Source organism: Romboutsia sp. (assembly GCF_051659545.1).
Taxonomy (GTDB): domain Bacteria; phylum Bacillota; class Clostridia; order Peptostreptococcales; family Peptostreptococcaceae; genus JBOFOR01.
Window position 1 is genome coordinate 1 of the sequence record NZ_JBOFOR010000282.1, and the last position, 11029, is coordinate 11029.

The following is an 11029-nucleotide window of genomic DNA, read 5'->3' on the forward strand; positions in this document are numbered from 1 at the left end:
TATATATGTTCCATTAAATATTGTCACTTTTTATAATATATTTTGTTTCAGTAAAAATACTGGTATTATATAGATAAATATATTATCATAATTGGAGAAATTTATTAATGAACAACTTGGATAAAGCATCAGAAATAGAGTTAGTTAAGGAAGCTATTAAAGTAACTAAAGCTTCTAGATTGAAGGAACGTTATTTAATTATACATCAATACCTTAAAGGTTTAAAAATTAAGGATATAGCAGAGCTAAACTGTGTTTCAACTCGTACTATATCTAGATGTATAAAGATATATAAGGGTGGCGGCTTAGCCGCTCTTTCCTTTAATTTTAGTAAAGGTGCTCCAAGAAAAGTTTCATCACATATAGCTACATTAGTGACATATATTTTAGAAAAAAAGTCGCCTTGTGATATGAATTTGCCTAAAAGTTATCAGTGGACAATATCTTTAGTTAAAGAACTACTTAAAATTAGATTTAGAATAGATTTATGTAAAAGTGCAGTTCATATATTTATGTATAGGATTGAATTTTCATATACCATGCCTACCTATACACTGGCTAGAGCAAGTAAAACAAAACAAGAAGATTTTAAAAATAGATTTAAGAAACTTAAGGAACAGCTGCATTTAGGAGATATAGACAATATATTATTTCAAGATGAATCGGCTATTAGAGACTACTTGTCACTTCAAAAGTGTTGGTTTCCAAAGGGTCGCCAACGTATAATAAAGACCTACGGTCAACATTTAACAGTTAAACTACTTGGAGTATTAAACTATGAAACTGGTCATGTTTACTGCGAAGAAAGAGATAAATATGATGCTCATACTTTCGTAGAGTTTATGACTAATGTATTATCTTTATATCCCGAAGGTAAAATAGCTATGATACTTGATAATGCAAGAATTCATCACTCTAAGATAGCAAAAGAATTTTTACAAAAACATACCGATAGGTTGCAATTAGAATTTCTTCCTCCATATAGTCCTAATTTAAATTTGATAGAAGGTCTTTGGGGCTGGTTAAAAACTTCAGTGATAAGAAATAGATTTTTCTCAAAAATATATGAGATTAAGAAAGATGTAAAAGAATTTATAGATTATATAAACAGTATATCAAATCAAGTTATAGATAGGCTTTGCCTTAGTTTAGATTAAAACCTATCTATAGTGACAGTATTAAATGGAATATATATAGTAAAAAATATTCCAGGAAGTTATTATAAGATTAAAGATAAAAAGCTAACTTAGGTTAGCTTTTTTTGTGTAATTATAGAAAAAAATATGAACCAGAAATTTTATATAATATTCTTCAATTTTAACTATATATAGTTGATTATAGGGAAAAAATACAGATATAAACACAATATATTGTAGCGTGGTATAAAAAATGTGTAAAAATACTTAAATAACTATACTATAGGATTGGAGATTATAAAGTAGTGAAAATTATAAAAAGAGATGGGACCAAAGAAGAGTTTGACAGATTAAAAATTGTAAATGCTATTTACAAATCAACTATAAATAGCAAATATGGAACAGATGAGAAATTAGCTGAAAAAATTGCACAAAAGATAGAAGAAATTATTAAATTGACGACGAATGAAGTCACAGTAGAAGATATACAAGATAATGTTGAATTATTGCTAATGGAGTCTAATAGAAAAGATGTAGCTAAAAAATACATTTTATATAGAGAGAAAAGATCAGAAATAAGAAAATCAAAGTGGCAAATGGATGAGTTACAAAAATCTATTTGGTACAATAAATATCAATACAATAATGAAAACTTTGATGAATGGATAGAGCGAGTTTCAGGAGGAAATAGAAAAATAGCAAAATTGATAAAAGAAAAGAAATTTTTATTTGCAGGTAGAATACTAGCTAACAGAGGATTGCCTAAAGATGGAATAAAAGTAACTTACTCTAATTGTTATGTACTTGAACAACCTAAAGATAATTTAGAAAGTATTTTTGATACTGCAAAATGTTTAGCTAGGACTTTTAGTTATGGTGGAGGAGTAGGAATTGATATTTCGAAATTAAGACCAAAGGGGTCAACAGTACATAACTCAGCAAAAACTACTACTGGAGCAGTATCATTTATGGATCTCTACTCAATGACAACAGGACTAATAGGACAAAGAGGAAGACGAGGAGCTCTTATGATATCTATGGATGTTAATCATCCTGATATAGAAGAGTTTATAGATATAAAAACTAACTTAGAAAAAGTTACTAAGGCTAATATATCTGTAAGGATTAATAATGAATTCATGAAAGCTGTATTAAATAAAGAAGAATACTCTTGTAGATTTGTAGTAGAAAATACAAATGAAGAAGTAATAAAAAAAGTTAATGCTTATGAATTATTTATGAAGTTAGTAAGTAACAATTGGGATTATGCAGAACCTGGAATATTGTTTTGGGATAACATCGAAAAAAATCATTTATTAAGCGAAGACTCTAATTTCAAGTATTCTGGTGTAAATCCTTGTGCAGAAGAGCCACTACCAGCAGGAGGAAGTTGTTTATTGGGGTCAATAAATTTGGCTGAATTTATTGTGGAACCTTTTACAGATAATTCAATATTTGATATTAAAAAGTTTAAAGCTTGTGTTAAGGACTGTGTAGTAGGTCTTAATGAAGTACTAGAAGAAGGGTTAAGTCTACACCCATTAAAACAACAACAAGAAACAGTGAGTCAATATAGACAAATCGGACTTGGCGTAATGGGTATAGCAGATATGCTTATAAAACTAAACTTAAGATATGGTTCAATAGAATCAATAACATTATGTGAAAAACTTTCTAAAATAATGTTAAATGAAGCAGTTAAACAATCAGCATTACTAGCTAAAGAAAAAGGGTCTTACGAAAAATACAATGGAGAAGAAATAATTAAATCTAGTTTTTATATAAATAACTTAGATAAAGAAGCTAAAGAACTAGTTAATAAATATGGATTAAGAAATTCTCAAATACTTACAATACCACCAACAGGCTCAATTTCAACAATGTTAGGTATTAGTGGTGGAATAGAGCCTATGTTTAATACTTCATATACTAGAAAAACAGAAACACTTCATGACAAGGATGTTTATTATAAAGTATACACTCCTATTGTGGCTGAATATATGAACATCAAAGAAATTAGAGAGGAGAAAGAATTGTCGGATATATTTGTGACTGCAATGACTTTAAACCCGAAAGAAAGAATACAAATGCAAAAGGCTTGGCAAATATATATTGATGCATCTATATCATCAACAATAAATCTACCATACGAAGCTACGAAAGAAGATGTATATAGAATTTATGTAGATGCTTGGAAAGAAGGTTTAAAAGGAATTACAATTTATAGAGATGGTTGTAAAAGAAGTGGAGTTTTACTAAATGAAAAACCCAAAGAAGACAAAAAAGAAAACCTATATGAAAACATTATTGTAGAAAATGAAACTAATACATATATAAGTGACAAAGAAAGATTTACTTGCCCAGAATGTGGAAATGAAGCAATAATACCTACAGGAGGATGTGCGGTATGCTTGCAATGTGGATATAGTAAATGTAATTAGTATAATTAGCCTCTAATACCTTTAGAGGCTTTTAAATTTTAATTTCGTAAACTAATTGCAAAATATGACAAATTCATCTACAAAAGTAGTATAATAGTTAAAGAATGTATACTATTAAAGTAGATAAAGAATAAATAGCTTTAAGATATTTTAAGGAGGATAAAATGGATAAAAAAATTCAAACATATAAGAAACTTTTTAGTTCATCATTTTATATTAGTATTTTTATAATTGGTGGAGGATACGTGGCTATACCGCTATTACAGAAAAGATTTGTGGAAGAATTAGGGTGGATAGAAAAAGATGAAATGAGTGACCTTATTGCAATTTCACAAAGTTCCCCCGGTTCTGTTGCTGTAAACACAGTAATTGCTATAGGATATAAAATAGCTGGATTCTCAGGAGCCTTATGTGCCTTAATTGGTTCAGTATTACCCTCATTAATTTTAATAATGATTATTCAAAGATGTTATGAATTATTTATAGGAAATGAATATATAGGAGCTTTATTTAAAGGAATGAACTGTGCAGTAGCTGCAATAATGGTAGATGTTGTATTAACAATGGGCAAAGAATCAATTAAGTCATTAAAATATTTTTCACTACCTTTGATGATAGGTACTTTTGTTCTTGTTTATATTTTCAATATAAATCCAGCATTTGTTGTTATTGGATGTATTATAATTGGTATTTTAGTTGGAATTATAGCTAATAAAAATAAGGAGGTTAAATAATGACTTACTTGAATTTATTTTTAAATTTTTTCAAAATAGGTACTTTAGGCTTTGGAGGAGGTTATGCAATCTTACCTTTAATAGAAAGTACTATTGTAAAAACTAATGGATGGATAACTGCAAATGAATTTATAGACCTTGTCACAATAAGTCAAATTACTCCTGGCCCAATATTAATTAATTCAGCCACCTTTATAGGAGCAAAAGAAGGTGGCATATTAGGGGCAATTTGTGCAACAATGGGTTCTGTTGTGCCTTCTTTAATAATAATAATTTGTTTATCTATATTGTACTATAAGTTTAAAAGTTTATCTGTAGTGCAAACAATGTTAAAGATAATTAAGCCAGCTGTGGTAGGTTTAATTGCTGCTGCAAGTGCAGGAATAGTCATAACTGTATTATTTAAAGATTCTGTACTACAACTAAGTAATATTGATTCTATAGGTTTAGCTCTAACAACAGTTTCTTTTGTATTAATACGATATTCTAAGATAAATCCAATATTAGTGATAATTTTTAGTGGAGTTATTGGCATGGGTTTATTTTTATTAATATAAGTTTTTAAAGTAAAACATATACTTGAATTAGATACATATAATACCATATTAGAAATTCTAACAAAGGAGAGTGGATTCTATGTACATTATTCAAACCAAAAACTTGTGTAAAGAATATAACCATAATAAAGTTGTAAACAATGTAAATTTAAATATAAAACAAGGCGAAATATATGGATTACTAGGACCAAATGGGGCTGGAAAAAGCACCTTGATAAAAATGATTACAGGGCTAGAAAAACCAAGTTTAGGTAAAATAGTATTTGAAGAAAGAGAAAAAAATATAAATAAATATAAAAAACATATAGGATTACTTCCACAAGAACTGGCTATTTATTATGATTTTACAGCAAGAGAAAATATTTCGTTTTTTTGTTCTTTGTATGGATATAAAGGAAAGGAATTAAATAGACGAGTAAATCAATCTTTAGAATTTGTAGGTTTAAGTGAATATGGGAATAAGAAGGCTGGAGAATTTTCAGGGGGAATGAAAAGAAGATTAAATATGGCTTGCGCTATATCTCATAGCCCTAAAATAATAGTAATGGATGAGCCTACAGTGGGTATAGATCCTCAATCAAGAAATCATATAATTCAATCAGTAAAACAATTAAATAGTCAAGGGACTACAATAATATATACATCACACTATATGGAAGAGGTAGAAGAACTTTGTAATAATATTTCTATTATGGATAATGGTAGCATTATAGTAAGTGGAGATATAGAATATTTAAAAAATAAAATAGTAAAGAATAGTGTATATATCATAACTCTAAAAAAAGAAATAGAAGATATAGAAACTATAATAATGAAGATACCTGAAGTGGAAAGAGTAGTAGTTAAGCAAAAGGAATTAAAATGCTATTACTCAAAAGGAGCAAATATACTACAAAAACTCATAAACACCATATCTAATCAAAGCGGAATTGTAGAAAATATAAAAAATGAAGTACCCACCTTAGAAAATGTATTCTTAACCTTAACAGGAAAAAGGCTTAGAGAATAAATTTAGGAGGATAATATGATTTTGATTAAGCTAATAAAAAAAGAGCTTATGCATTTTTTTAGAAAAAAATTAGATGTAGTAACTATGCTCCTATTTCCTATAGTGCTTATTGTAGTAATGGGAGTAGCTCTAAATGGTCTTATGAGCGTGGATAATAATATATTTGAAAATGAGAAAGTGTATTACAAGGCAAATACAATAAATAAAAATAGCTTTGATAATTTTAAGAAAAACTTAGAAAAAACGACCACTATTAAGTTTAAAGAAGTAAAAAATCAAATAAAAGCTAAAGAAGAAGTGGACAAAGGAAATGCACTTGCTTTTATTATTATAGAAGAAGAGGGTTATAGCTTCTATAGAAATAGCAATAAAGAAAATACATCTCAAGTAATATTCAGAAATATATTTGAACAAACCTTAGATAAAGAAGCGCTAATAAAAAGCCTATCAAAAGAAAATCCTCAAGTAATAAATGAAATATTAGAGGAACAAATATTAATAACACTTAAAGAAGAAGGTATAAAAAATAATGGAATTGATTCTTTTACTTATTATACATTTGCAGAACTTGTGTTAATAATATTGTACATATCTGGAATAACATTAATATCAACATACAAAGAGAACCTTTATAATACTATGAGTAGAATAAAGATATCAAAAGCAAGTTACATAAGCATAGTAATATCCAAAGTTTTTTTAGGATTAATGATTGGTATAATGCAAATAATTGTAGTTTACATAGTTAGCACAGTGTTTTTAAAAGTAAACTGGGGAGAAAATATTGTTTTAATAATTTTAGTTTTAGTTAGCCTGATAGTTTTTAGCTCCGTATTTGGTATAGTTTCAGGTATGATATTTGCGGACGCAAAAACAGCTTCTAGCATCAGTAATGTTTTAATTATAATTATGGGATTCTTAGGAGGTTCCTATATGCCCATATCATTGATAAATTCTACTAAGATAACAAGTTTACTAGCTCAATTTACTCCTACTTATTGGGCAAATATTTCCCTGATAAGTCTTAGTAGTGGAGTAGGTGGGAATTATTATTATATATCCATATTAATTTCATTAGGGCTTTCTATAGCCTTAATTATATTAGGATTATTATTTAATAAGATAAAGAGAGGTGGTAAGTTTGCTTAGGCTTACTATAAGAACCTTAAAATTATTATCTAAAAAAAAGAGTTTTATAGTAATGGCTATAATAGTACCTGCAGTTATAACACTAATGTTTAGCTTTGCATTTGGAGGAAACTATAGTTATAAAGTTGGAGTTATGGATAAAGATAATAGTTATATATCTAAGGATATAATAAATACCATAAATAAAATAGATAATATTGAGGTTACTAATATAAATGAAAAAGATTACAAAACTTTGCTAATATCACATCAAATAGAAATGGCAATAATTATAGATAAAGGTCTTCAACAGAGGATTTTAGAACATCAGCAAGATGAAGTTCATATAAAATCAATAAATAATAGTGATTTTAAAGCTATATTAACTTTAATAGTAAAATCTAGAATAGAAGAATTAACATTAATGGCTAGAGAATCCAATAAAGATATAAATAAACTAAAGTCAATTAATGAAACCTATACTAAAGAATCTCCTCAATATAAATTAAATCTTACAAATAAAGAACATATATCAATAAATAATTCTATAGGAATAGTTATAATGATAATTTTCATAACAGGTATTAATATAACTAATTTTTTAATAGAGGATGAGGAAAATAATACTAAAGCTAGAATACTAGCAAGTGGAATTAGACCATGGAAGTATTATTTATCCATGTTTATAGTATTTTACATTATTTCTAGTGTAAGTAGTGTAATATATTATTTTATGTGTATAATACTAAATGTTAGTTTTAATATGCAAAATAGTTATAATTTTTTATTAATAATGCTCTTAATTAACTTTACTTCAGTAGCCTTAAGCTTACTAATAGTTAGTTTTACTAGTAGTAGATATATTGCAACTACTGTAAATATTTTATTAGTAGTTCCATCCTGTATGTTAAGCGGACTGTTTTGGGATTTTAATGTTATGCCAAACTATTTACAGCAAATAGGTAATATGATACCACTTAGATGGTCGTATTTATGCATAGAGTTACTGCAAAAACATGATAATTTAATTTATGTTAAAAGTTATATTTTTGGAATGATTTTAACTTCAATAGCATTTTTAGTATTAAGTATAAAACGGTTTATGAAGAATATTTAATGTTTAATTAATAAGGTTATAGTTAACTAAAATGAAGATGCTAGCGAAGAAAGAGAGTTAAATATTTTGACCGTAAAATAGTAGAAGTTTTTTGTAACATTATTAAAAAAAGAAACCTATTATAATAAATGTATTAATAAAAAATTCGCTTCGCTTGAGCGACCTGTCGGCGAAACACTTCATATCGCCAACGGCTCTGCGCGTTGCTAAAAATCTTTTTACTTTCACTAAGTATGTTGACATTGCTTAAATATAGTAACTTATCCACAGTTTTAGGTAATATAATTTCCTTAAGCGTAAAAAATGGAATAAAAATTTTATCATAACCAATAATATAAAAAAGAAATATTTTATAATAGAAAGGTAGTTGGTTTGATGGAGTTAATTAATACAAAAAATATGAAAAAACAGGTATTTTGTACTGTATGTGAAAAAGACAGAAAGCATGTACTTGCAACTTATCAAGGTATAAATGAAAATAATGAATCTTATAATGTTGATTTTCAAAGATGTAAATCTTGTGGTAATGAAAAAGAATTAGTTTAGAATGTACATAATAACCTGTAAAAAACGTATCATTATTATCTAAATGATACGTTTTTACTTTCTAGCTATTTAAAAATTCATAGACCTTATTATTGAAGAAGTAATAATTATCAAAATTAGAATTATGACTTGCATTAGGTATGACAACTAAAGAAAAGCCTGTTTCTTTAGCCCACATATCATTATACTTTTTTACATATCCTGTCTTATCATACTCACCTATTAATAATAATACAGGACATTTAAAATCGACTTCCTCGTAATTATAAAAATCTTTATATACTGCATTAGCAGCATCTAACATGCCTTCTTTTCCAAGACGTAAAAGATTATCATAAAAAGATTTCTTAGATTCTTCGGTCATTGTAGTAGATTCAGAGCTTACTTTACAATAATAATTATAAGGATAAAGTTTTGCTATATCACTAAAGTGCTTAGTCCAAAATAATTCTGATTTTTTGTAGGGTCTAGATTCACCATGAAGTGGCATATCCCATGTAATTACTGTATACTCTTTGCACCAAAAGTCTAATTGTTTATCGAATAAAGTGTGATCTGCAGTTACACCATGTGTGAACATAATTGTTTTATTACTATTATTGTTATTTATCCAGTAAATAACCTTACCTCTTTCATTTTTTATATATTTTTTCTCCATAAAATCCTTCTTTCTTTATGATGAAATATTCTAATTCATAGTAAGTGTATATCTGTAATATCATAAATGCAACTATTAATTAGAAGATTGAAGAAGATAATTATGGGTATATATTAATTAAATTAATATCTTTTATAAGGAGAAATTTTATGTACATTAATATAGATAATAAAAAATTAGATGAAATGATAAATAATAATGAGGAAACATTATTATTAGATATAAGAGAAGTAGAAGAGTTTAATGAGGGATTTATACCAAAGGCTATAAATATTCCTATTAATAAGTTATTATTCAATATAGATGATATTGAAGAGTATAAAGGTAAAAATATAGTGGTTTACTGTAGAAGCGGGCATAGAAGTATAACTGCATGTAATTTACTTAGTATGGAGGGGTTTGAAAATTTATATAACTTAGAAAAAGGAATACTAGGATATAATTTAAAATAATATTGTATTTATAAAAAGAGAATCAAGTGATGATTCTCTTTTTGCTTAACATAAGAATAGTTTACTGTCTTCTTATTACAAATATCATATAAAGTATATAAATTATAAATAATATAATACCTTCTGATTTATTCACTTTCTTTTGTGAAGCAGCAATGACAAACGTTACTACAGTCGCAATTATCATAAATATCATATCAACAAAAACAATAGGTTGTATAGATATATTATGTATAGTTGACGATATACCTAACACAAAGAGTATATTAAAAATATTAGAACCAACCACATTTCCAATAGCTATATCACTCTCGCCTCTCCTAGCAGCTGTTATGCTAGTAACAAATTCAGGTAAAGAAGTACCTATAGCAACAATGGTAAGACCAACTAAATTTTGACTCATACCCCACGCTAAAGCTATATTACTTGCAGAATTTACAACTATATCTCCACCTATTATTATTCCTAAAACTCCTAAAATACTATAAATAATACTTTTACTCATAGGCATTTGAGTTGTAGTTTTTTCATTTTGCATCTCTTCTTTTGAAGTTATAGCCATCTCTATCAGGTAATACATAAAAATGATAAATAAGGCTAATAACATAAGACCATCAGCTCTTGTAAGTAAGTTTTTGTCATAGCCTTGAAATTTTGTATCATGAGATAATATTAAAAGTACGATTGAAGCTAATATAGCAAAAGGAAATTCTTTTATTATAGTACTTTTTTGAACCTTAATAGGTGCTATAATAGAAGCTACTCCTACTACCATTAATAAATTAAAAATATTAGAACCAACAACGTTAGCTATAGCCATATCGTTATTTCCTTTTAAGGCAGCTGTAATACTAACTGCTGCTTCTGGTGCGCTTGTACCAAAGGCAACTATTGTAAGACCTATAATTAGTGAAGGTACGTTGAAAGTTTTAGCAATTGATGATGAGCCTGACACAAAGGCATCAGCACCTTTTATTAAAAGTAAAAAACCAATTATTAAAAATATATAATTCATAAATTTTCTCCTCATTTTTTGACATTGTTTATTTTTCCCATAATAATTATTTATTATTCCTTTCTAAAAATTAGTAATGATAGATATTAAAAATAAAAATATAGTATTAAAATAAGTTAAACTTAATAAAATAAATTAAAAAATAAAATAAAATATGTATATAACACCTCTTATTTGCAAAAAATATAAGCAAATAGGAGGTAATTAATATGAAATCAAAAGAAGTATTAGAATTA

Annotated in this window: 11 protein-coding genes; 9 read left to right on the top strand and 2 right to left on the bottom strand. The window is 27.0% G+C overall.

Going from position 1 to position 11029, the window contains the following annotated elements; all coding sequences use genetic code 11:
• Positions 1-107: 107 nt before the first annotated feature.
• From ACRC03_RS16895 to ACRC03_RS16930, 8 genes are all read left to right on the top strand, one after another.
• Complete coding sequence (locus tag ACRC03_RS16895) at positions 108-1157, top strand: IS630 family transposase (protein WP_438653771.1); 1050 nt, start codon at positions 108-110, stop codon at positions 1155-1157.
• Between the two features lie 284 nt (positions 1158-1441).
• Positions 1442-3577 (top strand): adenosylcobalamin-dependent ribonucleoside-diphosphate reductase, encoded by a 2136-nt coding sequence (locus ACRC03_RS16900; RefSeq protein WP_438653772.1) that lies wholly within the window; start codon positions 1442-1444, stop codon positions 3575-3577.
• Positions 3578-3741: 164 nt separating this feature from the next.
• Positions 3742-4311 carry a chromate transporter gene (locus ACRC03_RS16905; RefSeq protein WP_438653773.1) on the top strand — a complete coding sequence of 190 codons (570 nt, stop codon included), beginning with the start codon at positions 3742-3744 and terminating at the stop codon, positions 4309-4311.
• The gene (locus ACRC03_RS16910; protein ID WP_438653774.1) at positions 4311-4868 is read left to right on the top strand and encodes a chromate transporter; all 558 of its coding nucleotides are present in this window, start codon (positions 4311-4313) and stop codon (positions 4866-4868) included. The genes ACRC03_RS16905 and ACRC03_RS16910 overlap by 1 nt, the downstream gene beginning before the upstream one ends.
• A gap of 79 nt (positions 4869-4947) precedes the next feature.
• The gene (locus ACRC03_RS16915) at positions 4948-5877 is read left to right on the top strand and encodes an ABC transporter ATP-binding protein (protein ID WP_438653775.1); all 930 of its coding nucleotides are present in this window, start codon (positions 4948-4950) and stop codon (positions 5875-5877) included.
• Positions 5878-5892: 15 nt separating this feature from the next.
• On the top strand, positions 5893-7026 hold the full coding sequence (locus tag ACRC03_RS16920) for an ABC transporter permease (protein ID WP_438653776.1): 1134 nt from the start codon (positions 5893-5895) through the stop codon (positions 7024-7026).
• On the top strand, positions 7019-8122 hold the full coding sequence (locus ACRC03_RS16925) for an ABC transporter permease (protein WP_438653777.1): 1104 nt from the start codon (positions 7019-7021) through the stop codon (positions 8120-8122). Before ACRC03_RS16920 ends, ACRC03_RS16925 begins: the two co-directional genes overlap by 8 nt.
• 375 nt (positions 8123-8497) lie before the next feature.
• Complete coding sequence (locus tag ACRC03_RS16930) at positions 8498-8668, top strand: hypothetical protein (RefSeq protein ID WP_438653778.1); 171 nt, start codon at positions 8498-8500, stop codon at positions 8666-8668.
• Positions 8669-8729: 61 nt separating this feature from the next.
• On the opposite strand, the gene ACRC03_RS16935 is transcribed toward ACRC03_RS16930, so the two are convergent.
• The gene (locus tag ACRC03_RS16935) at positions 8730-9326 is read right to left on the bottom strand and encodes an alpha/beta fold hydrolase (protein WP_438653779.1); all 597 of its coding nucleotides are present in this window, start codon (positions 9324-9326) and stop codon (positions 8730-8732) included.
• A gap of 149 nt (positions 9327-9475) precedes the next feature.
• Here ACRC03_RS16935 and ACRC03_RS16940 point away from each other — a divergent pair, with 149 nt between their 5' ends.
• Positions 9476-9778 carry a rhodanese-like domain-containing protein gene (locus tag ACRC03_RS16940; protein WP_438653780.1) on the top strand — a complete coding sequence of 101 codons (303 nt, stop codon included), beginning with the start codon at positions 9476-9478 and terminating at the stop codon, positions 9776-9778.
• Positions 9779-9839: 61 nt separating this feature from the next.
• Here the strand turns inward: ACRC03_RS16940 and ACRC03_RS16945 are convergent, their stop codons facing one another.
• On the bottom strand, positions 9840-10793 hold the full coding sequence (locus ACRC03_RS16945; RefSeq protein ID WP_438653781.1) for a calcium/sodium antiporter: 954 nt from the start codon (positions 10791-10793) through the stop codon (positions 9840-9842).
• Positions 10794-11029 lie beyond the last annotated feature (236 nt).

Excerpts from the sequence above, each read along its gene's own strand:
- ACRC03_RS16945 (WP_438653781.1), bottom strand. The coding sequence starts at position 10,793 with ATGAATTATATATTTTTAATAATTGGTTTTTTACTTTTAATAAAAGGT.
- ACRC03_RS16935 (WP_438653779.1), bottom strand. The coding sequence starts at position 9,326 with ATGGAGAAAAAATATATAAAAAATGAAAGAGGTAAGGTTATTTACTGG.
- ACRC03_RS16915 (WP_438653775.1), top strand. The coding sequence starts at position 4,948 with ATGTACATTATTCAAACCAAAAACTTGTGTAAAGAATATAACCATAAT.
- ACRC03_RS16910 (WP_438653774.1), top strand. The coding sequence starts at position 4,311 with ATGACTTACTTGAATTTATTTTTAAATTTTTTCAAAATAGGTACTTTA.
- ACRC03_RS16895 (WP_438653771.1), top strand. The coding sequence starts at position 108 with ATGAACAACTTGGATAAAGCATCAGAAATAGAGTTAGTTAAGGAAGCT.
- ACRC03_RS16905 (WP_438653773.1), top strand. The coding sequence starts at position 3,742 with ATGGATAAAAAAATTCAAACATATAAGAAACTTTTTAGTTCATCATTT.
- ACRC03_RS16930 (WP_438653778.1), top strand. The coding sequence starts at position 8,498 with ATGGAGTTAATTAATACAAAAAATATGAAAAAACAGGTATTTTGTACT.
- ACRC03_RS16920 (WP_438653776.1), top strand. The coding sequence starts at position 5,893 with ATGATTTTGATTAAGCTAATAAAAAAAGAGCTTATGCATTTTTTTAGA.
- ACRC03_RS16940 (WP_438653780.1), top strand. The coding sequence starts at position 9,476 with ATGTACATTAATATAGATAATAAAAAATTAGATGAAATGATAAATAAT.